16 protein-coding genes are annotated in these 25499 nt (G+C 61.3%); 6 read left to right on the top strand and 10 right to left on the bottom strand.

Features of this window, described 5'->3' with window-relative positions; genetic code table 11:
- Positions 1-18: 18 nt before the first annotated feature.
- A complete protein-coding gene (locus ACPYOI_RS20750; RefSeq protein WP_481419483.1) occupies positions 19-609 on the bottom strand; it encodes an ankyrin repeat domain-containing protein in 591 nt (196 codons plus the stop codon).
- 281 nt (positions 610-890) lie between these two features.
- Between ACPYOI_RS20750 and ACPYOI_RS20745 the strand changes: the two genes are divergently transcribed.
- From ACPYOI_RS20745 to ACPYOI_RS20730, 4 genes are all read left to right on the top strand, one after another.
- The gene (locus tag ACPYOI_RS20745; protein WP_481419479.1) at positions 891-2468 is read left to right on the top strand and encodes a Do family serine endopeptidase; all 1578 of its coding nucleotides are present in this window, start codon (positions 891-893) and stop codon (positions 2466-2468) included.
- Positions 2469-2622: 154 nt separating this feature from the next.
- Positions 2623-3300 carry a response regulator transcription factor gene (locus tag ACPYOI_RS20740; RefSeq protein WP_168829598.1) on the top strand — a complete coding sequence of 226 codons (678 nt, stop codon included), beginning with the start codon at positions 2623-2625 and terminating at the stop codon, positions 3298-3300.
- The gene (locus ACPYOI_RS20735) at positions 3297-4706 is read left to right on the top strand and encodes a sensor histidine kinase (protein ID WP_481419480.1); all 1410 of its coding nucleotides are present in this window, start codon (positions 3297-3299) and stop codon (positions 4704-4706) included. Before ACPYOI_RS20740 ends, ACPYOI_RS20735 begins: the two co-directional genes overlap by 4 nt.
- A gap of 347 nt (positions 4707-5053) precedes the next feature.
- The gene (locus ACPYOI_RS20730) at positions 5054-8008 is read left to right on the top strand and encodes a bifunctional [glutamine synthetase] adenylyltransferase/[glutamine synthetase]-adenylyl-L-tyrosine phosphorylase (RefSeq protein ID WP_481419481.1); all 2955 of its coding nucleotides are present in this window, start codon (positions 5054-5056) and stop codon (positions 8006-8008) included.
- Here ACPYOI_RS20730 and ACPYOI_RS20725 read toward each other — a convergent pair.
- Together ACPYOI_RS20725 and pepN are read right to left on the bottom strand one after the other, a co-directional pair.
- A complete protein-coding gene (locus ACPYOI_RS20725) occupies positions 7998-10322 on the bottom strand; it encodes a PAS domain-containing sensor histidine kinase (protein ID WP_481419482.1) in 2325 nt (774 codons plus the stop codon). The two genes, ACPYOI_RS20730 and ACPYOI_RS20725, sit on opposite strands and share 11 nt — an antisense overlap.
- Positions 10323-10504: 182 nt before the next feature.
- The gene (gene pepN / locus ACPYOI_RS20720; protein ID WP_481423307.1) at positions 10505-13153 is read right to left on the bottom strand and encodes an aminopeptidase N; all 2649 of its coding nucleotides are present in this window, start codon (positions 13151-13153) and stop codon (positions 10505-10507) included.
- A gap of 395 nt (positions 13154-13548) precedes the next feature.
- On the opposite strand from pepN, the gene ACPYOI_RS20715 reads away from it, so the two are divergent.
- Together ACPYOI_RS20715 and ACPYOI_RS20710 are read left to right on the top strand one after the other, a co-directional pair.
- Positions 13549-14487 (top strand): DMT family transporter, encoded by a 939-nt coding sequence (locus tag ACPYOI_RS20715; RefSeq protein ID WP_481419824.1) that lies wholly within the window; start codon positions 13549-13551, stop codon positions 14485-14487.
- A gap of 187 nt (positions 14488-14674) precedes the next feature.
- Positions 14675-15568: a hypothetical protein gene (locus ACPYOI_RS20710; protein WP_481419823.1), complete on the top strand. Its 894-nt coding sequence runs from the start codon at positions 14675-14677 to the stop codon at positions 15566-15568.
- An 83-nt stretch (positions 15569-15651) separates the two neighbouring features.
- Here ACPYOI_RS20710 and ACPYOI_RS20705 read toward each other — a convergent pair whose 3' ends face one another.
- The 7 genes from ACPYOI_RS20705 to ACPYOI_RS20675 form a co-directional block, all read right to left on the bottom strand.
- Positions 15652-15843 carry a hypothetical protein gene (locus ACPYOI_RS20705; RefSeq protein WP_168828920.1) on the bottom strand — a complete coding sequence of 64 codons (192 nt, stop codon included), beginning with the start codon at positions 15841-15843 and terminating at the stop codon, positions 15652-15654.
- A gap of 133 nt (positions 15844-15976) precedes the next feature.
- Positions 15977-16864 (bottom strand): uracil-DNA glycosylase, encoded by an 888-nt coding sequence (locus ACPYOI_RS20700; protein WP_481423306.1) that lies wholly within the window; start codon positions 16862-16864, stop codon positions 15977-15979.
- Positions 16865-16921: 57 nt separating this feature from the next.
- A complete protein-coding gene (locus ACPYOI_RS20695; RefSeq protein ID WP_481419820.1) occupies positions 16922-18214 on the bottom strand; it encodes an Hsp70 family protein in 1293 nt (430 codons plus the stop codon).
- 164 nt (positions 18215-18378) lie between these two features.
- A complete protein-coding gene (locus ACPYOI_RS20690) occupies positions 18379-21492 on the bottom strand; it encodes an efflux RND transporter permease subunit (RefSeq protein ID WP_481419819.1) in 3114 nt (1037 codons plus the stop codon).
- A complete protein-coding gene (locus tag ACPYOI_RS20685; protein WP_481419818.1) occupies positions 21489-22775 on the bottom strand; it encodes an efflux RND transporter periplasmic adaptor subunit in 1287 nt (428 codons plus the stop codon). The genes ACPYOI_RS20690 and ACPYOI_RS20685 overlap by 4 nt, the downstream gene beginning before the upstream one ends.
- Before the next feature lie 151 nt (positions 22776-22926).
- A complete protein-coding gene (locus tag ACPYOI_RS20680; RefSeq protein ID WP_481423305.1) occupies positions 22927-23715 on the bottom strand; it encodes an SDR family oxidoreductase in 789 nt (262 codons plus the stop codon).
- Between the two features lie 51 nt (positions 23716-23766).
- Positions 23767-25158, bottom strand: a complete 1392-nt coding sequence (locus tag ACPYOI_RS20675; protein ID WP_481419816.1) for an FAD-binding oxidoreductase — start codon at positions 25156-25158, stop codon at positions 23767-23769.
- Between the last annotated feature and the right edge of the window lie 341 nt (positions 25159-25499).

Raw genomic sequence — 25499 nt, 5'->3', positions numbered from 1 at the left:
CCCGGTTCGGGCGAAGCGCTATTTCCGCTTCGTGCACTCGCCATACAGCCAGTCTCCGACCAGTTCGGTCGGCTGGCAGACGGCGCCCGCTTTCAAAAGCAGATCGGCAGCGTCCCAATGGGACCGCCATCCGGCCTGCGTCAACGGTGTGTAGCCGTTGCGTTCCTTCGCCTCTATATTTGCCTTGTGCGCGACGAGAAAGGCGACGACGTCAGCACGACCTTCTTCGGCAGCAGCGTGTAGCGGCGACATGTGGTAGAAATTCTTGTCGTCGTTGACGAGTGCGCCCTTCGATACGAGCAATTCGACGACTTCGAGATTTCCGCCGTAGGCGGCAGCATGCAATGCCGTAAGGCCGCCCTTGTTCCTGATTTCGATGTCGGCGCCCTTCTCCAGCAGAAGAGCCACGATATCCGCGTGTCCTCCAAGAGCAGCGATCATCAATGGCGGCTCTCCCGACTCGTTCGGTTCGGCAATATTGGCTCCCTGATCGATAAGCTGCCCCACACGCTCGCGGTCACCGTCCCGTGCCGCGTCGTGTAACGGCCCGGCCCAGGCCATCGAGACCCCAAGCAACAGTCCTAGCATCGATGTGCCGACGACCCTCATCGCGCGCCTCGCCAACATTACGGCCCCTGAGCAGAAGTATATTTAAGATATCATGAATGTATTGCGCGGATCAAGGATCGCAGCCGCTCAGCCTCTTCGCACCGCCTGTCCTGGCGGCTGGTGAGGGCGCTATCGTACATTACCAAATTTTCATGGACCAGACAGTTCGCAGTAATGTGAAGGATACTATATCGTTGGTCATCGACCGGTCCGGCTCCAGCCGGAACGAAAAACAAAAACCAGACCGGAACGAAAGACAAAAACAAGAGAAGGTACCAAGAATGATAAAGACCCCCTCCGTCAGTACCATGCTGAAGGCTTCTACGGTCGCAGGTCTCGCTGCAGCAGTATTCGCGACTGCCGCGCCGCTTGAGATCACGCGCGCCTATGCTGAAGCCGTCAACGTCCAGGCTCCATCGGTCCCGAGCTTTGCAAACGTCGTCGATGCCGTGTCTCCCGCCGTCGTTTCGGTTCGCGTCGAATCGCGCATCAATCCCGCCGCGGACAACAGCGATGGTTTTGCTTTCGACTTCAACGGCCGCGGCTTTGACGATCTTCCTGACGATCATCCCCTGAAGCGCTTCTTCAAACAGTTCGGCGAGCAGGGGCAAAACGGTCCCCACGGCGGTCAGAACGACAGGAAGTTCGGCCAGCGCGATGGTCAGCGTGATGGTAAGGGCCGCCTGCGCCCCGTCGCGCAAGGCTCCGGCTTCTTCATTTCCGAAGATGGCTACATCGTCACCAACAACCACGTGGTTTCCGATGGCTCGGCTTTTGTCGTCGTCCTAAACGATGGCAGCGAGCTGGATGCCAAGCTGATCGGCAAAGACCCGCGGACCGACCTCGCCGTTCTCAAGGTTGATGCCAAGGGCCGCAAGTTCACCTATGTCAACTGGGCAGACGACAACGGCGTTCGCGTCGGTGACTGGGTGGTCGCAGTCGGCAACCCGTTCGGCCTCGGCGGCACGGTGACCGCGGGTATCATTTCTGCTCGTGGCCGCGACATCGGCTCCGGTCCGTATGACGATTACCTGCAGGTCGACGCGGCGGTGAACCGCGGCAACTCCGGCGGCCCGACCTTCAACCTCAGTGGTCAGGTCGTCGGCATCAACACCGCGATCTTCTCGCCTTCGGGCGGCAGCGTCGGCATCGCCTTTGCAATTCCGGCCTCGACTGCCAAGGATGTCGTTGCCGACCTGATGAAGGACGGTTCGGTTTCGCGCGGTTATCTCGGTGTACAGATCCAGCCTGTTACCAAGGATATCGCCGACTCGCTCGGCCTGTCGGAAGCAAATGGCGCATTGGTCGTCTCTGCCCAGGACGGCACCCCTGGTCAGAAGGCAGGGATGAAGGCGGGTGATGTTGTGACCGCCGTCAATGGCGAACCTGTCAAGGACGCCCGCGATCTCAGCCGCCGCATCGGCGCCATGCAGCCGGGAAGCAAGGTCGAGCTCTCCGTGTGGCGCGACGGCAAGGCTCAGTCCGTCACCGTCGACCTCGGCACGCTTCCGGATGACCAGAAGGATGCGTCCAATGAAGACGGCGATCAGACGCCGCAGCAGCCTGAGGCGCCGGCTTCCGAGAAGGCGCTTGCGGATCTCGGCCTGACCGTCGGCCCGTCCGATGATGGCAAGGGTCTGACGATTACGGGCATCGACCCTGACTCGGATGCTGCCGACAAGGGCATCAAGGAAGGCGAGACGATTACCTCGGTGAACAACCAGCAGGTCTCGAATGCCGACGACGTCGTCAAGGTTCTGAACCAGGCGAAGAAGGACGGCCGCACCCGGGCACTCTTCCAGATCCAGTCCAAGGAAGGCAGCCGGTTCGTGGCCCTGCCGATCAACGGTCAGGGCTGATCCCCTCCTTGATCTGAAAAAGGAAGCCGCGCGTTCCCAACCTTCGCGCGGCTCCCTTTCCGTATCCTTTTTAGGGACGACCTCGATGCCCCCACTCTCACCGCAAGACGCTTTGAACCTTGCCGAAACCCAGACGGCAGGTAATGTCGGCCGCATGAAGATTCTTATTATCGAAGACGACCTTGAAGCTGCGGCCTACCTTACCAAAGCCTTTCGCGAGGCGGGGATCGTGGCCGATCATGCCAGTGACGGCGACAGCGGCCTCTTCATGGGGGCAGAGAATACCTATGATGTAATCGTCATCGACCGGATGCTTCCCCGCCGCGACGGTCTTTCCGTCATCAGCGAACTTCGGCACAAGGGCATTCACACACCGGTTCTCATTCTTTCCGCCCTTGGGCAGGTCGATGACCGCGTGACCGGCCTTCGCGCCGGCGGCGACGACTATCTGCCGAAGCCTTACGCCTTCAGCGAGCTTCTGGCCCGCGTCGAGGTGCTCGGCCGCCGCAAGGGCACGCCGGAGCAGGACGTTGTCTATCGCGTCGGCGATCTCGAGCTTGACCGGCTTGCGCATGAAGTCCGGCGCGGCGGCAAGGAAATCCCTCTGCAGCCGCGTGAATTCCGGCTTCTCGAATATCTAATGAAGAATGCCGGGCAGGTCGTCACGCGCACCATGCTTCTCGAGAATGTGTGGGATTACCATTTCGACCCGCAGACGAACGTCATCGACGTGCACGTCTCGCGCCTGCGCTCGAAGATCGAGAAGGACTTCAGCCAGCCGTTGCTGAAGACGATCCGCGGCGCCGGTTACATGATCAAGGACGAGGGATGAACCGCTTCTGGTTTCTCTTCAAGTCCACCGCAGTCCGCCTTTCGGCACTTTATATCCTGCTTTTCGCGATCTGCGCCGCAACTCTCGTATTCTACGTGACGGCGATGTCGCAGGGGCTGCTCACCCAGCAGATAAGGGAGGCAGTCCAACAGGAAGTCGACGCCGTCACACGCGCCTATAGCACGGGCGGCATGAACGGGCTGCTGCGAACGCTGGAGCGGCGCGCCCGCCAGCCAGGCGCCAACCTTTACATCATCGCAGGCCCCTCCGGGGATATTCTCGCGGGCAACGTTGCGTCAGTGCAGCCGGGCGTGTTCGAGGAAACCGGCTGGACGTCGGTTCCGTTTTCCTATCAGCGTTACGCCGATAGCGACCGCGATCGCCAACACATGGCGATCGCCAATATCTTCGTCCTCGACAACGGCTTGCGCGTCCTCGTCGGGCGCGACCTCGGCGAGCCCGAGCGCTTCCGCGTTCTGGTGCGTCAGGCGCTGATGATCGCGCTTGCGATCATGGGGCTCGGCGCAATCGTCATCTGGTTCGGCATCGGCCGCAATGCGCTGAAGCGCATCGACCGCATGTCGGACGCGGGCAAGAAGATCATGGCAGGCGATCTTTCCCAGCGCCTGCCGGTCGGCGGTTCAGGCGATGAGTTCGACCGTCTGTCGGTTTCGCTGAACACGATGCTGGAGCGCATCGAGAAGCTGAACGAAGGGCTGCGGCAGGTTTCCGACAACATCGCCCATGACCTCAAGACGCCGCTGACCCGCCTGCGCAACAAGGCCACGGATGCGCTGGACACGACGGATGAGGACCAGAGGCGTACGGCGCTCGAAGGGATCATCGCCGAGTCCGATCAGTTGATCCGGACCTTCAACGCTCTCCTGATGATTTCGCGTGTGGAGGCGGGGTCGGTCGTGGCGGAGATGTCGCCGATCGAGCTTTCGTCGATCGTCGCCGATAGCGCCGAGCTTCACGAGCCGGTCGCAGAAGAAGCCGGGTTGACCCTGACATCGAGCATCGAGCCAGGGATATCCGTACAGGGCAATCGTGAATTGATCGCACAGGCGATATTCAACCTGATCGACAACGCGATCAAATATGCCGACGACCCGGAGGGCGGCGGCGAAATTGCTTTGAAGCTGTCGCGGCGCCCTGACGGTATTTGCCTCTCGGTCGCCGATCAAGGTCCAGGCATTCCGGCCGAGAAGCGTGAGGACGTCATCAAGCGCTTCGTGCGGCTTGACGAGAGCCGGTCGAAACCCGGCACCGGGCTTGGCCTCTCGCTGGTCGAGGCGGTGATGGAACTGCATGGCGGTACGCTGGAGCTTTCCGATACCGACCCGGAAAAGGCGGAAAGACGAGGCCTTACCGTCAGCATGATTTTTCCGATCAAGCCAGTCTAGGGTCAGGATCTATTGAATTCATCCATTCTGTTGGGCAGCATCGGATTGGATGGAAGCAAACAAGCGCAAGGCAAGGCTTTTTAGCCTTGGCGAGCATTGTTTGCGATCAGACGGCCGATGCCGCCCAACCCGAAGGGCGAGGCGGATTTCGCTCCTGACCGTGTCGGAAAGACTTGAAAGTGTGGGGCACTTCCGGCGTCTTTCCTTCTCGTCAGAAACAAAATCCGCCACGCAGAATGGATGAATTCAATAGATCCTGACCCTAGGCTTGGCTCCTCCGGATTGTGACCCTAGGTTAGGGCCGGTCATGATAGCGCCGATTCCGGGCGCGGCCGTTGGGAGGCGGAATGCTGACGAACTTGACACACAGTCTGAAGGACGTGGGCAGCGGGCTGCTGCGCCCTTTGAATCAATCCGAGCTCAAGCTGGCACTGGCCGACCTTCAGGACATCGGCAAGAGTGAACCGGCAGTCGCTAGGATGCTGAAGGCCGGCGGTCCGCTGTGCGATTTCATCGCTGCGGCGCTCACGCTATCGCCCTACCTTCGCGAGGTCGCCAACATCGATGGTGCGATCCTCGCCGCCGCCATTTCATCGCCGCTAGAGCCTGAGATCGATAGGCTGATTGCCGAGGCGCGCGATTGCTGGCAGCCCGAGGATGGGATCGCTCCCACGGAAACTGCCGTCATGAGCCGGCTGCGCACGGTCAAGCGAAAGGTGGCGTTCCTTGTCGCGCTGGCTGATCTCGCCAAGCTTTTCGACGGGCGGCGGACGACGGCGTGGCTGAGTGCGCTCGCCGAAGCCTCCGTCGCTGCGGCGATCGATCATCTGCTGCTATCAGCCCATGAGAGCGGCAAGCTGCACCTCAAGAATGTTGAACGACCGAGTGAGGGTTCGGGATTGGTCGTGCTCGGGATGGGCAAGCTCGGCGCGTCTGAACTCAACTATTCGTCTGACATCGACCTCGTCGTCTTCTTCGACGAGCACGCCGGCATCGTGTCCCAGCCGGATGACGCGATAGACATCTTTCCGCGGCTGATGCGGCGCCTGGTGCGCATTCTTCAGGAGCGGACCGCCGACGGTTATGTCTTTCGCACCGATCTCCGGCTGCGCCCGGATCCGGGCTCGACGCCGCTTGCGATCCCGGTCGACGCAGCGATGATCTACTATGAAGGACGCGGCCAGAACTGGGAGAGGGCGGCCTTTATCAAGGCCCGCCCTGTCGCCGGGGATATGCAAGCGGGTGAGGCCTTTTTGCGGGGGCTCGTGCCGTTCGTCTTCCGCAAATACCTGGACTACGCCGCGATCGCCGATGTCCATTCGATCAAGCGACAGATCCATGCGCACAAGGGCCACGGCACCATTGCGGTGAAGGGGCACAACGTCAAGCTTGGCCGCGGCGGTATCCGCGAGATCGAATTCTTCGTCCAGACGCAGCAGCTGATCGCCGGCGGCCGGATGCCGGCGCTGCGTTGCCGCGGTACGGAGGAGGCGCTTGCCGAACTTACCAAAGCGAAATGGATCGATCCGGAAACGCGCGACGAGCTGGCGGAGGCCTATTGGTTCCTCCGCGATGTGGAGCATCGCATTCAGATGGTGCGCGACGAGCAGACGCATCTGCTGCCGGAAACCGAAGCCGAGCTCAAGCGCATCGCGTTCATGATGGGCTTTACCGATACGTCGAGCTTCTCGGAGCGGTTGGTGGATGTGTTCCGGACCGTCGAGCGGCGCTATGCACGGCTCTTCGAACAGGAAGCCAAGCTATCGACCCATGGCGGCAATCTGGTGTTCACGGGGCAGGGCGACGATCCGGACACGCTCGAGACGCTGAAGCAGCTCGGGTTCAAACGCCCGTCGGACATTTCCCGTGTCATCCGGACCTGGCATTACGGCCGCTATCGCGCGACGCAATCCGTCGAGGCACGGGAGCGGTTGACTGAGCTCGCTCCGGATTTGCTCCGCGTTTTCGGAGAAAGCGAACGCGCGGATGAGGCGCTGCTGCGCTTCGACAATTTCATTTCCGGCCTGCCTGCGGGTATTCAACTCTTCTCGCTGCTGGGCAGCAATCCAGCACTGCTTTCGCTGATCGTGAACATCATGTCCTCGGCACCGAAGCTTGCCGAAGTGATCGCCGCCAAGCCGCATGTCTTCGACGGCATGCTCGATCCCGGGCTCATGGCGGAGCTGCCGACGCGCGACTATCTTGCCGAACGGATTCGCGGTTTTCTGGCGCCAGCCCGGCACTATGAAGAGGTTCTAGACCGGTTGCGCATCTTTGCGGCCGAACAGCGTTTTCTGATCGGCATCCGCCTGCTCACCGGTGCGATCAGAGGTGCGATGGCCGGTCGCGCCTTTACCCATCTGGCCGATCTTGTTCTCGAAGCGGCGCTCGAAGCGGTGATGAAGGAGATCAGGACGGCTCATGGAGATTATCCAGGCGGCCGCGTGGCCGTCGCCGGCATGGGCAAGCTCGGCAGCTTCGAACTGACTGCCGGCTCCGACATCGATATCATTCTCCTCTACGACTACGATGACGACGCGGGTGAATCCGACGGGCCGAAGCCGCTCGACGCGACGCGCTACTTCACCCGCATCACGCAGCGGTTGATCTCCGCTCTTTCTGCACCGACGGCCGAAGGCGTGCTCTACGAGGTCGACATGCGCCTTCGGCCCTCGGGCAACAAGGGACCGGTCGCCACTCGCATCAAGTCCTTCGAAAAGTATCAGCATGAGGAGGCTTGGACCTGGGAGCACATGGCGCTAACGCGGGCGCGCCTCGTGTGCGGCGACAGGGAACTGACCGGTGACGCTGAGCGCATCATCGCCGAGGTGCTTTCGTCGAAGAACGACCCGACGCGGATTGCGAAGGATGTCTCAGAGATGCGGGCCTTGATCGAAAAGGAGAAACCGTCGGCGAGCATCTGGGATTTGAAGCTCATTCCCGGCGGACTGATCGACATCGAATTCATTGCCCAGTACCTGCGGCTCGTTGCCTCTGCAAAGGGCCTCGTCATCAGCGAGGACGACTTCAACACGGCGGGCCAGTTGAAGCTTCTCGGCGCGGAGTTGATGGACCGCAACGACCTGGAGCTCTGTCTGGCGGTGCTGTCGCTTTACACGGATATCTCGCAGCTCATCCGACTCTGCATTGACGGCGAATTCGATCCAGAAAAGGCGCCCGCAGGTCTAATCGAGCTGGTGTGCCGGGCAGGTGATTGTCCCGATATCAAGACGCTTGAAAGCGAGATCAAGCGGCTTTCAAAAAATGTTCGGAAAGCATTCCAGGCAACGCTCAGGCGATAGCGGGCTCGTCTGGAATGCGGAAGGAGACGACGGTGCCGATCGATTCGCGCGAGCGGATGCGCATCCTGCCTCCGTGAAGCGTCGTCAGCGAACGGGAGATGGCAAGGCCGAGGCCGGAACCGCCCTTGCTCTTGGCATATTGATTCTGCACTTGCTCGAAGGGTTGCCCGAGCTTGGTGAGGGCATCGCGTGGAATACCAATGCCGGTGTCGGCGATCGTCACGACAACGCCTAAGGCGTCGCGGCGGGTGCGAAGCGCGACGCGGCCGCCCTCGTTTGTGAACTTGACCGCATTTGAGAGAAGGTTGAGCAGGATCTGCTTCATGGCGCGGCGATCTGCGATAAGCGTCATGCCGTCGCAAATGCGCTGCTCGATAACAATGTTTTTCGCGGCAGCCGGCATGGTGGTGAAGCGTAGGCTCTCCTCGATCAGCGGCGCAAGATCGATCGTCTCCCGCTGCAGCCTCATATGGCCTGCCTCGATCTTCGACATATCGAGGATGTCGTTGATGACATTGAGCAGGTGTTTGCCGCTCTCGTGGATGTCATGCGCGTATTCGTCGTATTTCAATGAACCGAGCGGACCGAACATCTGGTTCTGGAGAATGTCCGAGAAGCCAAGGATGGCGTTCAGCGGCGTGCGGAGCTCATGCGACATGTTGGCGAGGAACTCGGATTTTGCCTTGTTCGCCGCCTCCGCGCGCTCCTTCTCGGCCAGGTAATTCGTATTGGCGACCGAAAGCGCGGATTTCTGGCTTTCGAGCGTCTGACGCGACGCCTTGAGGTCGGCGATGGTCGCGATGAGGCGACGCTCGGAGTCACGCAGGCGCTCCTGGTTACGCTTCAGAAGCGTGATGTCGGTGCCGACCGACACCATGCCGCCGTCGCGGGTCCGGCGCTCGTTGATCTGCAGCCAGCGCTCGTCGGCAAGCTGGACTTCCGTCGTGCGGGAATGGCCGGGACCCTCGGCATCCGCCATGCGGCGCTCGATCACCGGCCGGGCGGCGGCGGCGTTGACGGTGCTGCGCTCGGTGCCGGGCACAAGCACGCTATCCGGAAGCCCATAGGCCTGCTGGAAATGCGTGTTGCACATCACAAGGCGGTCGTTCTTGTCCCAGAGGACGAAGGCTTCCGAGGTGCATTCGATGGCGTCCGCAAGGCGCTGGTCGGCCTCGGCGTAGCGCTGTGCAAGCCGGTGCTGCTCGGTCACGTCCATGGCGATGCCGATCATGTGGACGCGGCCGGAATTGCTGCGGATCATCTGGGCGCGGGCCCGCATCCAGACATAGTGGCCGCTGGCGTGGCGCATGCGGAAAATCTGGTCGACCTGGCCAGAGCTGCCCTTGACGATCGACCGCGCAATTTCGTGCAGCCCGCCATCATCCGGATGCATCAGCCGGGCGGCATCGGCGAAGGACATCGTCTTGTCCGAAGCGGTCAGGCCGAGCATGTCATACATCGAACGCGACCAGAAGAATTCGCGGTTGTCGAAATCGAAATCCCAAAGTCCGCAGCGGCCGCGCGAGAGCGCGGTTTCGACGCGCTGGTTCGACTCGACGAAGATTTCATCGGCTTCGCGTGCCCGCCTGACCTGCATGTAATAGGCGTAAAGGACCACCAGCAGGATCGACGAGACGCCTGCAAACAGCGTGACGTTGAGCGTCAGCTCCTCGCGCCACAGCCTGCCGATTTCGTGCAGCGAGGTCGCGGCGATGATATAGCCGCCGGCGCTGCCGACCAAAGTAATTTCGGCATAATGCGGATTGCCGCCGATTGTCGTTTCGATCACATCGGCCCGATCGCCGAAGCGGCGGATGGTGGAGACCTCGGGAAAGAAATCGGCGACATTCGACCCGACATAGGAAAGGCCTGCCGTGGAAGCGGCAAAGACCTTGCCGCTCGCCTCAACGAGCAAGATGAAGGAATTGCTGTCGAGGCGGTCCTGCGGCAGGAATTTCTGAAGTTTCGCCTGGGCCTCCACAGCATTGCCGTTTTCGAACAGATCGCCGGTCTCGGCAAAAACAGCCGCGGCGGTTGCGGCCGAAAGTGCGGTAGCGTGCCGCGCCGCCGCCCCCATGCGCGCATACTCGGACATCATCCCGAAAAGATGCGAGGCTGCGACAACGGCGAGGAAGGCAACGATCAGGGCCGGTATGGCGCGCTTCAGAAGGGTTTCGGCTTGCGGAAGGGAGCGTGAAATCGGCCTGGAGATGGGGGTGGTGCGGCTGAGGGCCTGACCTCGCCAAGCGCGAAGCGCCTCAAAATCGACACGCAGCCGTCCCTCGGCCGCAGTTGCCCGCCGCACGTTCATCATCGCTATCGCCTTGATCCCTCATGTGATTCGCGCGCCGCTCGCGTGAACCTGACTCAATGAATCACTACTGATTCGCCGTGTCCAGAGGGAAAGGTAAAATTCTATTAACTATTTATAGGTGCTCGTGTTTTGCGAGTCGGTTTCGAGGCACGGTTCGTTCCGGCAGCGCCTCGACGCGCAAATCACCCCTTGAGCGTCCGTTCGACAATATCCCGAACGTCAGTCGAAAGGCCGGGCGCTTGCTCGATCTCCGTGAGAGCGTCATGGGCGAAACCGGCGCGGACTGGCTCCAGCGACCGCCATGAACGCATTGATGTCAGGAGGCGGGCGGCAAGCTGGGGATTGCGCCGGTCGATATCGAGGATCTCGTGGGCAAGGAAGCGGTAGCCTTCACCATCGCCACGGCCGAAGCCGGTGGGATTGCTGAAGACAAAGGCGCCGACCAATGCGCGCATGCGGTTCGGATTGGCACGGTTGAAGAGCGGGCTTTCCATAAGCCTGCGGACGCGGTCGAGCGTGCCCGCGCCAGGGATGGTTGCCTGTACGGAGAACCACTTGTCGACGACGAGGGCGTTTTCCGCGAAGCGGTCGCGGAAAGCCGAAAGAGCGGTGATCGCTTCGCCGCTTTCCGGAAAGCGATGCGACAGGATCGACAGCGCATGCAATAGTTCGGTCATGTTGTTTGCGGCGTCGAAGGTGGCGTTGGCGCGCGCCGGGCTGTTTTCGGCATAGGACAGATAGGTCAGCGCGGCATTGCGCAGCGCACGGCGGCCGGCGCTTTTTGCATCCGGGCTGAAATCGCCCGGTGTCGTCATCTTTTCGAACAAGTTGGCGAAGAGGGCGGCGCCCTGATCGGCAATCTGCTTCATGGCGGCCTGACGCCCGGCATGGATCGCGTCCGGGTCGTTGTTGCCTCCGAGTTCGCGGGCTATATCGGACTCGCTGGGCAGCGTCAGCGCCTGAGCGCGCAACGCAGGTTCAATGCTTTCGTCGCCAGCAGCGGCGAGTAGCGCATCGACGAAGGTAGATCCGCAGGCGACCGGCTTGTCCTCACGAGCATCCCGTGCGGCCTGCAGCAGGTTCGGTAATGCGAGATCGCTCAGCGCCTGCCAGCGGGCGAAATGATCCGTCTCGAAGCGGGCAAGCAGGGCAAGGTCGGCGGGGGATTGGTCGAAATGCAGATTGATCGGCGCTGAGAAACTGCGGTTGATCGAAACGACTGGCCGTGATGCGACGCCGTGAAAGACGGCGGTCTGGGTGCGGCCCGTGAGATGCAGCACTTCGCCGGCATATTCCGCGCCTTCGACCGATGCCGGTTCGATTTGCGTTCCGTCCTCGGCGAAGAGTGCAAGGCTGAGCGGGATGTGCATCGGCTTCTTGTCGGTCTGGCCCGGCGTTGCGGGAATCATCTGCTCGAGCGAAAGGCTGAAGGTCTTGGCGCTCGCGTCATAGCTGCCGGACCCCGTGACGAGCGGCGTTCCCGCTTGATGGTACCAGAGCGAGAACTGCGCTAGATCGGAACCGCTTGCATCCTCGAAGCACTTGACGAAGTCCTCGATCGTGACCGCCTGGCCGTCATGGCGATCGAAATAGATGTCCATGCCCTTCTTGAAGGTGTCCTTGCCGAGCAGCGTGGCGATCATGCGCGTGACCTCGCTGCCCTTTTCATAGACTGTCGTGGTATAGAAGTTATTGATTTCCCGGTACTTTGTCGGACGGACGGGATGCGCGAGCGGGCCGCTGTCCTCCGGAAACTGCTCCGACTTCAGGTGCCTGACCTCAGCAATGCGCTTGACCGCGCGCGAGCGCTGGTCGGACGAGAACTCGTGGTCGCGATAGACCGTCAGACCTTCCTTGAGGCAGAGCTGAAACCAGTCGCGGCAGGTGATGCGGTTGCCGGTCCAGTTGTGGAAATATTCATGAGCGATGATCGCCTCGATATTGGCATAGTCGGCGTCGGTTGCCGTTTCCGGATCGGCAAGGACGTATTTGTCGTTGAAGATGTTGAGGCCCTTGTTCTCCATCGCGCCCATGTTGAAATCGGACACGGCGACGATCATGAAGATGTCGAGATCGTATTCGCGGCCGAAGACCTCTTCATCCCATTTCATCGAACGCTTCAGCGCGTCCATGGCATAGGCCGCGCGCGGCTCCTTGCCGTGCTCGACATAGATCTTCAGGGCGACCTCGCGGCCGGAGATCGTCGTGAATGTGTCGTCGACAACCCCGAGGTCGCCGGCAACGAGCGCGAAAAGGTAGCTCGGCTTCGGATGCGGATCGAACCAGGCGGCGAAATGCTTGCCTTCGCCATAGCCGGCACCGCCGAGAAAGTTGCCGTTGGAAAGCAAGAGCGGGTTGGCTGCCTTGTCGGCGATGATGTTGACCGTATAAGGCGCCAGCACATCCGGACGATCGGGGAAGTAGGTGATGCGGCGGAAGCCCTCGGCCTCGCACTGGGTGCAGTAGATGCCGCCGGTGCGGTAGAGACCCATGAGCTGGGTATTGGCTTCGGGGTTGATGATCGTCGTGATCGTCAGTTCGAAGGGGTCGGTTGCCGGAAGGTCGTAGACCGTCAGGCTCTCGGCCGTTGCGGTATATTGCTCCGAGGGCATCTCCACCTGATCGAAGAGCAGGCCTGCGAGGGAAAGCTCGTCGCCGTCGAGGATGAGCGGCGCCTTCGCATCGACGCCCTCGCGGCGATGGAAAATCAGGCGTGATTCGACTTTCGTTTCTGTAGGATCAAGCTCAAAGGTCAGGTCCACACGTTCCAACACAAAATCGGTGGGGCGGTAGTCTGCCAGATTGATGACCTGGCCCATGTCTGTACGCATTGTGTTCCCTGAAGACCGTTGTCGATGCCTGAGACAGAAGCGAATGCTCTGCCGTTAAATTTGCCGGCATAATTACAATAAAGTCTGAAATAACTTTAAAGCGAATGCAAGCAAAGCAAGTTTCATGGACGCAATGGTGGAGATGCTTGGAGGACAAACCGCGCTATCTCAGATTGAGCACAGACCGCACGCCAACATCGTCCCCGGTCCGCTGAACGACACCCGTACCACACCCATCCGACTGCTGATGAATGTTGGCCAATGAAAATGTACGGGAGCGAAGAACCAAATATTGTCATTTTTGACTGTTCATCGGACAAAACGCCTGCCACAGTCATGATGCGTCGAATCTGGCGTGCTTTCCTGCCATAAACAACTTTAACACGAGTTCTGACATGCAGCCGGCCTTTGGAAATCCGCTGAGAGGTATTGCGTTCAAAGTGGCCTCGGTGGTCGTCTTTCTCGGCATGCAAACCTTTATCAAGCTCGGCGGTACAGATATCGCACCGGGGCAGGTGACGTTCTACCGCTCCTTCTTCGCGCTCTTTCCGATCATGGCTTACCTCGCCTATCGCGGGCAGCTGCAAGCGGCCTTTTATACGGCAAATCCGATCGGCCATCTGAAGCGCGGTACGATCGGGATCGTTTCCATGGGCTTCGGCTTCTACGGTCTTTTGCATCTGCCGCTGCCGGAGGCGATTGCACTCGGCTATGCAATGCCCCTGGTCGCGGTGATATTCGCGGCAGTGTTCCTCGGCGAGACGGTCAGAATCTACCGCTGGAGTGCGGTCTTCTTCGGTATGGTGGGTGTCGCCATCGTCTCATGGCCGAAGCTGACGCTTTTCAGGCAGGGTGGCATGGAGGCGGAGCAGGCGGTGGGAGCGATTTGCGTCCTGATTGCCGCCGTGCTCGGCGGCATGGCGATGATCCAAGTTCGCAAGCTGGTCGAAGAGGAAAGGACGGCCACGATCGTTCTTTACTTCTCGATCATCGCATCGCTCTTCTCTCTCGCGACCCTGCCATTCGGCTGGGCTTCGCTCGAACTTCGGACGGTGCTTCTGCTGGTCGCGGCCGGTTTTTGCGGCGGCGTTGCGCAAATCCTTCTGACGGAAAGCTACCGTCATGCGGAGGTATCGACGGTGGCGCCCTTCGAATACACCTCGATCCTTCTCGGCGGCATCATTGGCTATTTCCTCTTTGGCGATGTCCCGGGGGGCCATATGATGGTCGGAACGGCGATTGTCATCGCAGCCGGGATATTCATTATCTACCGGGAACATCAGCTCGGTCTGGAACGCCGCCGCGCGCGGCAAGTGGGCGGGCCGAAGACCTGAGTATATCGATAGAGTTACCGCCGCCCACTGGCGAAATCTTAGGATACCAACCAGTCTGTGAATGTGGTTCTTGAAAATGACGAAACGTCATTTATTCAAAGCCTTGCATGTCTGATTGGCTGCTGATGCCGGACCTGGTTCCTGCCCTTCGCTGCCCCCGAACGCTGGCTTGCGAGCGGAGGTGCGTATGAGCTTTACGGCGGAACAACTGTCGCGACATCCCGGCTTTCTGCTCAGCATCCGTCATCTAGCTGGCACTTTGCGGAGCATGTTCGACGCCGCTCCGCGTCTCGCCCGCATGCTCACCTCACATCAGCGCTGGCTCCTCACCCAAACAGCCTATGCGCTTGCGATGCAGCACGATTCCAACGATCCCTCGTCGGGCTTCTCGGCAGTCGCGTTAACGGCTCTCATTACGCAATACAAGGTGGCGAGCCGCAACACTGTTCTAAACTTCATCGAGGAACTCTTCACCTATCGCTTTATCGCGCATGCATCGGGCGAGGCGGGGCGCCGCCGCCCGCGCCATTTCGGACCCACCGAAGTCAGCCATCAGGCCATGTGTGGATGGCTTCTCGCCAATCTCACCGCCCTCGATTTATTGGACGACAGCGATCGCGCCGCTTATTTCCAGGCGCACCCTGAACTGATCCGGATCGCTCAGCCTCTGCTTGCCCGCAACTGTCTTGAAGATACCGCCTGGCGGGAGCCGCCCGCGCAGATCGGGCTCTTCTTGTGGACGGCGGCCGGCGGGCTGGTGGTGGATCACCTCTTGGCAAGGGTCGACCTCGACGGCGCGGATGCGGAGAGATTCAGTGTCGGGCGGGTCGAAACCCGCAATCTTGCCAGCGATTTCATGATGTCGCGAACGCATCTGCAGCGTCTCTTCGCAAAAGCGGTGCAGCGAGGCTGCGTCGGGTGGTACGACGAGCCGAAGAAGACGGAACTCTGGGTCTCGCGTGAATTTGTCCGCGAATATTGCGCATGGCAAGCGGTCAAATTTGCCTATGTGGATCAGGCTTTCCACTTCGCCAAGGCAGAATTCGAGCGCATGCCGGTCAGGGCGCCGGCAACGGTCTAGCGCATTCGCGATTTCCTTCACTGGAGGTGATCGCGCTCAACTTCGTCGGAAGCAGCAGCCCGATGCCGGGCCGCGCATTCATCTCAGTATTCTTGAAAATCCGCGAAGATCGCGGCAGGGCGTGTCGTCCGGCTGCTGATGCCGGTGCCGCGGGCGATCATCTGCTCGTTGGTGGCAAAGCCAAGACGGCTGTAACCCTGTGTGGTGCGAACCGGATCGCTTGCGACGCGCAGGGTTTCAAACCCGCAGTGGATAGGACGAAAACGTGTGCTCATTGCCTTGGTTCCTGTCAGATTCCTCCCAAGACACCTCTTATATTGCAGCGCAGCATCGATTCCGCAATGCATTATATTAAAATGCAGGTATGCGGAGCGCGCATGGATATTGTCATAAAGAGTTGGTATTCGGCTATTTTGTAAGCAGACCAAGCGATATGAGCCGGGAGCGAAACGCCAGCAGATCATTCCAGGCAAGTCGCTTGTTGATGGGCGCGGTCAGCAGATCCTGAGGATGCAGCGTCGCGATCGCTGGTATCTGAATCGATCCCGCGCCGATCTCCTTCCACTGGCCCCGCAGACCATGAATGCTGTCGTTCTCACCGAAGAAGAAGCGAGCGGCGAAATTGCCGAACAGCAGGATGACCTTCGGTTCAGCGAGGGCGATCTGGCGCTCGATGAAAGGCCTGCAGATGTCCATTTCGGCAGCGGAAGCAACCCGGTTGCCCGGCGGACGCCAGGGGATGACCTGCGTCAAAAGAATGTTTGTGCGATCAAGTCCGATCGCCGCCAGCATCTTGTCGAGCAATTGGCCGGGCCGTCCGGCAAACGGCATCCCCTCGCGATCGTCGTCGGCACCCGGCGCCGAGCCGATCACCATGATGCCGCTTTCAGCATTGCCGGTGGCAAAGATCGTCGAACGCGCGCTGTGCTTGAGGTTGCAGCCGTTGAAGGCTTCGAGAGCAGTCTTGAGCTCGGCAAGCGATCGGGCGCTCTCGGCGGCAAAGCGCGCCTGCTGCACTGCTTCGCCATCGGGAATGGCAGGCTGCGGCCGGGCGGCGGCGCGTTCGGCCGGCGCGGGCGCCTGGCGTTGCGTTGCCGTTGGCGGCTGCGGCCGTCGATCGGCTGGCGGGAGGGGTTGGGCAGCAGGGGCAGCGTTGCGCCGCGCGGCCTTCATCGTCTCGAACTCGGCGAAGCGGTCGATCGCTTCCTCCTCCAGCAGCCATTCGACGCCGGCTTCCGCATGGAAATGCAAAAGCGCGGCAAGCTCGGCCGGAGAGAGTTCGTTGACGGAAACCATTCGGCGACCTTAGCGAAGTGGCAGCGGCAATGAAAGGGTAGGCGGCGCCGCCCGCAGCTATTGCACAGTCCATTGCGCGATGTCCTCGCGCTCGCCGATCAGCGCAAGCCCGTGGGCGATGGAGAGAAGCTCGCCGCCCGTTTCGATCCTGTCGTGATCGAAGCGTTCGGTGAAGATGCGGCGGACGGCCGGCACAAAGGAGGTCCCGCCGGTCAGGAAGACCTTGTCGATGGCATCGGCGCTGGTCTGGGTCTTCTCCAGGACTTCGTCGAGCGCGCCTTCGATCCGCGAGAGATCATCGGCGATCCAGCTTTCGAAGTCCTTGCGTTTTATGGTTCGGTGACCGCCGCGGCCGAGCGGCGCGAAATCAAAGGGTGCTTCATCTGCGGCAGAGAGCGCCATCTTGGTGGCCGAGACGGCCTGATAGAGCGGGTAACCCTCGTCGTGATCGACGAGATCGATGAAGGTTTCGAGCTTCTCCGGCTCGAGCGCGGTGCGCACCAGCTTCCTCAGATCCTCGAATTCACGAGAGGTTTTGAAGATCGACAGCTGGTTCCAGCGGCCGAAGCTGGAATAGTAGTTCGACGGCACCTCAAGGATCTTGTCGAAGCTCTTGAAATGACTCCCCTTGCCGATCTGCGGTGCGACGATGTTGTCGATCATCCGGTAGTCGAAATGATCGCCGGCGACGCCGACGCCAGAATGGCCGATCGGCGTTGCGGTGAGCTTGCCGGCAATGGTTTCGAAGCGGATCAGCGAGTAGTCCGTCGTGCCGCCGCCGAAATCGGCAACGAGCACCGTCGCGTCGGACTTCAGGTTCTGCGCGAAGTAGAAGGCGGCGGCCACCGGCTCGTAGACGTAGTGAATTTCCGGAAAGCCGAACCGCGAGAGTGCTTCGTTGTAGCGCTGGGTCGCCAGCGCTGGGTCGGGATTGGCCCCGGCGAAGTGCACGGGCCGTCCCGCGACGATACGGCTGACCTCCGTCGACCAGTTTTCGCCTGCATAGGTGCGCAGCCGCCTGATGAAGATCTCCATCAGGTCCTCGAAGCTGTGCCTCTTGGCGAAGATCAGGGTGCCCTGGAAGAGGGCACTTGCCGCAAAGGTCTTGATCGATTGCAGGAAGCGGCACTCGCCGGGATTGTCGATGAACTGCCGGATCGCTGCATGTCCCGCCTCGACCTTCAGGGCCGCTCGCCCAAGCTGCGGATCCTTCATGAAGGAGAGCGCGGTGCGCATGCTGTCGGCGGTGCCCGCCGCGCTTGTGAACGCCATCGAATGCGTCGTCCCGCCATTCGCCGTGGCGAGAACCGTGTTCGTCGTGCCGAAATCAAGACCCAGCGCCTGAGCCATGGCCGCACCTCTTTAAGCCGATTGTCTATGGGAACGAAGCCGTGTGCTTCGCGGGGCGCAGAACGAGCGCCGGAATTAGGGAGGCACGTGATGCCACAGCGGACCCGTCGATTCAAGGGGTCGTGCCGGAAATGAAACGGGCGCCGAAGCGCCCGCCTTTTGGATCATTCCGCTGCGATCGCCGTCGGAAGTTCTTCCTCCGGATACCGCTTCTTTCGGCGTCCGAAACTTTGGACCCAATTATTCAGCCTGCCCATCTCGATGAAGATGACGGGCGTGATGAAGAGCGTCAGGGCCTGGGAAACGATCAAGCCGCCGACCACCGCAATACCCAGTGGCTGGCGCAATTCCGAGCTGGCGCCGGTGCCGAGCGCGATCGGCAACGCGCCGAGGAGTGCGCAGAACGTCGTCATCATGATCGGTCGGAAGCGTCGCACGCAGGCTTCGTGGATCGCCTCCGTAGGTGTCATCGACGTCGATCTGAGGTTTTCCAGCGCCACGTCGATCATCATGATCGCGTTTTTCTTGACGATGCCGATCAGCATCAGCAGACCGATGAGGGCGATGATCGAGAGGTCGAAGCCCATGACCTTCAGGGCCAGCAGTGCGCCGAGGGCGGCGGCGGGCAGGCCGGAGAGGATGGTCAGCGGGTGGATGAAGCTCTCGTAGAGCACGCCGAGGACCACATAGATCGTCAGTACGGCGGCGATGATCAAGAGCGGCGTGTTGCCCTGCGACTGCTGGAAGATCTGCGCCGAGCCGCCATAGGACGTGAAGACATCCGACGGCATGTTGATGTCCTTCTTGATCTGGTCGATCGCCGCCGTCGCATCGCCGAGGGATTCCCCGGCCGGCAGGTTGAAGGAGACCGTGGTCGAAACGAGCTGGCCCGTCTGGTTGATGGTAACCGGACCGGTCGTGCGCTCGACATGCGCGAAGTTCGAGAGCGGCACGAGGCTGCCGTTGCCGGAGGCGACGCGGATTTCCGCAAGCTTCTGGTCGTCCCATGGCTTGCTGGTATCGTATTCGACGATGACGTCGTAGCTGTCGCCGGTCGACTGGATTTCGGCGGCGGTGTAGCCGCTGAAGGATTCCTGCAGCGTGCGGCGCAGCTGGTCGTTGTCGATGCCGTAGGCGGCTGCCTTTTCGGAATCGATGACGATGTTTGCCTGCAGCGCATTGTTCTGCGCGTCCGTCGTCACGTCAGTGAAGCGCCGATCGGCCCTGAGCGCCGTCTGGATCTTGTTGGCCCAGAGGTTGGTCTGGTCGGCATCGAGTGCCTGGACGATGAGCTGATACTGGCTCGCCGTCTGGCGGCCGCCGAAGCGCAGGCTCTGGTTCGGCGTGACGAAGGCCTGCAGCCCGGGGATCTTGTTGATCGCCGTGCGCAGCTCGCGCAACGTCTGGTCAAGCGGCGGACGCTGGTCCTTGTCCTTCAGTTCGACGAACATCGTGCCGTTGTTCAGCGGCTTGCGGGCATTGCCGCCGACCGTCGACATGACATGGTTGACCGCCGGGTTCGCCTTGACGATGGCGGCCGCCTGCTGCTGCAGGGCCTCCATCGCCGGATAGGAAATGTCCTGGCGGGCCTGGGTGGTGACTTGCAGGCGGCCGATGTCTTCCTGCGGGAAGAAGCTCGCCGGCAGCGTCATGAAGAGATAGCCCGTCAGCGCGATCGAGGCGAGGAAGACGCCGAGGACCGCAGGACGGTTGCGAAGACACCAGCCAACGCCCCGGTCATAGCCGCGCAGCGTCCGCTCGAAGCCGGCATCGAAGATGCGCACGAAGAGCGGCGGCTGGCTGTGGTTCGGAGAAAGCCGCGAGCCGAGCATTGGCGTCACCGTCAGCGAGACGACCGCCGAGGAGATGATGGCGATCGCCACCACCATGCCGAACTCGTTGAAGACGCGGCCGACGACACCGCCCATCAGCAGGATCGGGATGAAGACGGCGATCAGCGAGACCGACATCGAGATGATGGTGTAGCTGACTTCGCCGGCGCCCTTGATCGCCGCTTCCCGCACTGGCATGCCGTCCTCGACATGGCGCAGGATGTTTTCCAGCATGACGATCGCGTCGTCCACAACGAGGCCCACCGCGAGCGTCAACCCGAGCAGCGAGATGTTGTCGATACTGTATCCCAGCACGTACATCATGCCGAAGGTCGAGATCAGCGATAGCGGTACGGCGAGACCCGGGATGATCGTTGCCGCCAGGTGGCCGGTGAAGAGGTAAATGACGAGAACGACGAGGCCGATCGTCAGGAGCAGCGTGAACTTCACGTCGGCGATCGCATCGCGGATCGGCTTTGCCGCGTCGTTCATGACGACGGTCTTCACCGAGGGCGGGATTTCGGCGTGAAGCTGCGGCAGCTTGGCGTTGATCGCGTCGACGACGTCGACCGTGTTGGCATCCGGCTGGCGCTGGATGGCGAGGATAATGCCGCGGTTTCCGTCGTACCAGCTGCCCGTATATTGGTTCGCCACGCTGTCCTGCACCTCGGCGATATCGCCGAGATGGATCGGCGCGCCATTCGGCGTCGCGACGACGAGCGAGCGGAATTCCTCGGCATTGGTGCGCTGCGTGTCGGCGTTGATCGTCATCGACTGCGAATTGTTCTGCAGCGTGCCGACCGGCGCCTGGCTGTTGGCGGCGGCAATCGCCTTGTTGACGGTGTCGATGCCGATGTTGCGCGTCAGCAGCTTGTTCGGATCGACCTCGACGCGCACGGCATAGGTCTGTGCGCCGAAGACGGTGACTTCGGCAACGCCCGGCAGTGTCGAGAGGGTCGGCGAGATGATGTCCTCGGCGATCTCGTCGAGCTTGCTGCGGGGCATCGTATCGCTTTGGACCGCAAGCAGCATGATCGGCGCATCGGCCGGATTCGTCTTGCGGTAGCTCGGCGGCGTCGTCATGTTGTCCGGCAGTTGCCGGGTCGCGTGCGAGATCGCCGCCTGCACGTCGGCGGCGGCCGCATCGATGTTGCGGTTCAGGTCGAACTGCAACACGATACTGGTATTGCCCAGCGAACTCGATGCGCTGATTTCGCTGATGCCGGGAATGGTCTCGAACTGCTTGATGAGCGGCGTGGCGACCGAGGTCGCCATGCTCTGCGGCGAGGCGCCGCTGAGTTGCGCCGAAACGTTAACGGTCGGAAAGTCGACCTGAGGCAGGGCGGCGACCGGCACAAGCTGATAGCCTGCGAGGCCGGCAAGCACGACGCCGATGGCAAGGAGCGTCGTCGCGACGGGGCGCCGGATGCAGAGATTTGGAATCATTGCTGATCCCCCGTCGCCACCATCTCCATCTGCCGCGGTTCGTCGGCCGAGGCGACGTTCAGCACCTTGTCGTCGAACTTCTCGTTGATCGCCTGCTGGTCGTTGAGCTGGCCCTGGCCTTCGATCACGACATGGTCGCCTTCCGAAAGGCCGGAAGCGACCGCCGTGAAGCCGCCGTTCGAGCGGGCGACTATGACCGGCGTCAGATGCGACTTGCCATCCTTGGCGACGAAGGCGAAGAAGCCGTCCGGACCGGGGCTGACAGCCACGGTCGGCACGACGACCTGCTGCTCGTCATTGCTGAAATGCACGACGATGTTGACCGATTGGCCGGGCCAGAGGGCGCCGGAGGCATTCTCGAACTTTGCCTTGGCGAGGATGGTGCCCGATGCCGTATCGACCGTATTGTCGTAGAAGCTGATCTCGCCCTTGCGGATTTCGCCCTTGGTCGAGTCGGGCGCCGTACTCACCTCGACGGGGCCGGCGGCAAGCTCCTGCTTCAGCTCGTGCAGGTAGCGCTCCTGCAGGTGGAACTTCACGTAGATCGGATCGTACTTGGCGATGGTAACGATCGCCGCACCGGCGTTGACGAAGGCGCCCTGGCTGACGGCGATGTCGCCAAGGCGACCGTCGAAGGGCGCGCGGATTTCCGTATGTTCGAGGAGCACCTGATCGGAGGCGAGCGTCGCCTTGTCGGCTTCCACCGTCGCGGCCGCCGTGTCGCGGGCGGCCTTGGCCTGGTCGTAGGTCTGTTGCGTTCCGGCATTTCGCGTCAGCAGATCCTGCGCGCGCGTCAACGCCGTTTCGGCTTCCGCGAGTGTCGCGCTGTCGCGGACGATCATCGCATTGTCCTTGTCGACCGTGGAGCGGGCCGTCCGGTCGTCGAGCTTGGCGATCAGGTCGCCGGCCTTGACCGTTGCGCCGTCCTGGGCGGCGATGCTGACGACGAGGCCCTGTTCCTGCGCGGCGATCGTCGTATTGTCCTCGGCGTCTGCCCATCCCGTGGCCGTGACGTCCATCGGCAGTGTCGTTCTGACGGCCGCGACCGTCTTGACGACCGTCGGGCCGCCACCGCCCCGCCGGTTACGCTGCCCGCCGCCTTGCCGGCCGGTTTGCCCCTGGCCGGCGGCTGTCTGTTGCGCATCGCCGCCTTGGTCGGCGGGCTTCCTGATCAGCTCCGAGACATAAGGAAGTTGTGCGACAAACGGGATCCTGTAGCCAAATTGCCAGACGCCAATGGCAGCTACAGCAATAACGCTAGCGGTTATCCAAGATTTCTTCATTCGTGAGACCGGTGTTGGCGGGTTGCGCGAAGTTTTCCGGTCCCAACTGTGCCACAGATACTGCAGCGCGAAAACGCTGCACCCTTTCAATAACTCGTTATAATCCCTTACAATTTCGTAATGATCGAATATTCGCTTTCGGCACCTGCCTTTAGACCGACCGCGCTGCGCCACCGTCGCAGCGGATCAGCGAGCCGGTGATATAGCTTGCCGGCTGGCTGCAGAGGAAAGCGGCGGTCGCGGCAAACTCCTCCACCTTGCCGTAACGACCGGCAGGAATGCGTGCTTCCTTGTCGCTGCGGACCTCCTCCATGCTTTTGCCGGTGCGCTTGGCGGCTGCGCCATCGAGATCATCAAGGCGTGCGGTCAGGATGCTGCCGGGAAGAAGAAGGTTGGTGGTCACACCATAGCTTGCGATTTCCGAGGCGAGCGTCTTGCTCCAGCCGGCAAGGGCAGGGCGCAGCGTGTTGGAAAGCGCCAGGTTCGGAATGGGCTCGATGACGCCGGACGAGGCGACGGTGAGGATACGTCCCCAGCCTTGCTCCTTCATGCCTGGAAGCAGGGCGTTGGTCAGCGAAATCACCCGCAGAACCATGGAGAAGAAATAGGTCTCCAGCTTCTCCGCTGTCATGTCCTCGGTCGTCCCCGGCGTCGGGCCGCCGGTATTGTTGACGAGGATGTCGAGGCCGCCGAGTTTCGCTTTCACGGCGGATGTCACTGTCTCGACAAACTTCTCGTCGGCGAGGTCTGCCCAGATCCAGTCGGCCTTGCCTTTGCCTTCGGCGTTGATTGCCTTGCAGTTCGCTTCGAGCTGCTCGCCGCTGCGGCCGCAAAGAAGCACGTTCGCGCCTTCGCGCGCCAGCGCAACCGCGATGCCGAGGCCAAGCCCACGCGATGAAGCCAGAACGAGTGCGCGTTTGCCGGCAATACCGAGATCCATGATGACTTCTTCCCTGAATGATAACCTGTGAAAGCCCTTGCGGCCGCTCTGCTACATAAATGGCACTTTGCCCGGATTGAAAAGATTGCCCGGATCAAAAAGCTGTTTCAGGCGGCGTGCTATTTCCACCTTCGTTGGATTTGCATGCGCAAGATATCCGTGCCGCTTGTCGAAACCGACGCCATGTTCGGCGGAAAAGCTGCCGCCGCTCGACGTGATGCCCTCGTAAACGGCATCGTCGATGGAGCGCTTGCGGTCTTCCGAGTCGATGCCACCGCGATCAATCGCGATATGCAGATTGCCGTCGGCGACGTGGCCGTAGATGAAGGGGCGGTAATCCGGATCGATTGCCGAGAGCCGTCGCTGCAATGTGGCGACATAGGAATCGATCGCGAGCGGCGGAATGGAGACGTCGTAGGACGGTGCATCGGGAAAATCGCGGTAGATGAACTCCGACCGCTCCCGCAACGCCCAGAAGCGGCGGCGCTGATCATGCGACTGCGCGATAATTCCGCCCGCAATGGTTGTGTGCTCCCAGATCTCCGCAAGGACGCCTTCCAGGCTGGCGGTAGCCTCTGCTTCGCTGGCGGCAGAAATCTCCACGAGCAGCACAGCGTCCGCATCGCCTTCGAGCCATCCGAGATGCAGTCCCTGGACCGAGGCGCTCCGTTCGTAGAAGCGCCGCCACATCAACTCCGCGCCTTCGAGACTGATGCCTGCTTCCGCTTCGAGCCGCGCAATGATGGCGAGCGCTGATTCGGCGCCGGAAACGCCGAGCAGCGCCGTCGCCCGGAATGCCCGGATAGCCTCGAGCTTGATGACGGCGCGGGTGATGAAGCCGTACGCGCCTTCCGCGCCGATCAGCAGCTGCTTGATATCAGGCCCGGCACTGACCTTCACGACGCGGGTCATGTCGTCGACGATGGTTCCATCGGGCAGCACGGCTTCCAGGCCGAGCACCAGATGCCGCATGACGCCGTTCCGAAAGGCGAGAATGCCGCCCGCATTGGTCGAGATCATGCCGCCGATCGCGGCGGTGCCCCGTGAGGCAAGGTCGATGCCTGGTATCAGGCCCGAGCTGGCCGCTGCCGCCTGCAGGGCCTCCAGTGTAACGCCGGCCTGGACAGTCGCGGTCCTTTCTGCGGCATCCACTTTTTCAATCGTCGTCAGCCGCGACGTGGACAGGATGAGCTCGCCTGCTCTGCTGACCGCACCTCCGGCAAGCCCCGTTCGGCCACCTTGCGGTACGATCGCGACGCCATTTTCGCCGCACCAGCGGATGGCGGCCGAGGCTGCTGCGGAGGAGGAGGGAAGGGCCATGACCCCGGCGCTGAGATTCTGCGGATGCTCGCCCGGATGCCGCCCCTTGAGGTCGTCGGGTCCAAGCACGGTGAGTTCCGCGTGAAGGCCGCGAAGTGCTGCGTGGATCTCTTCCGCTGTCAAAAGCGCCTGCCTTTCCTTTACGCCTTGAAAGGCTCTAGTCCGGAACGGCAACGTCAATCAAGCCGTCAATTTATATGACGTTGACGTAAGGATCACCGATTCATATCCTCCGCCAACTGGCATTGTGCGAATTGGAGGATTGGCTGTCGCTTCCCGGCTCGACAATGCTTTCCGGTTTTGACAAGAGAAGACCTGATATGGGGTTGTGGCTGCTTTGCGCGGCCGAGCGGAGACGGATGAATGACCGAGGTAACTGAGCTACCTGAACGCGAGGCGATGGAATTCGACGTGGTGATCGTCGGCGCCGGGCCAGCCGGTCTGTCGGCTGCGATCCGGCTGAA

The organism is Rhizobium sp. SVR5-2C (assembly GCF_056755115.1).
This window is presented reverse-complemented; position numbering and strand designations above follow the sequence as displayed.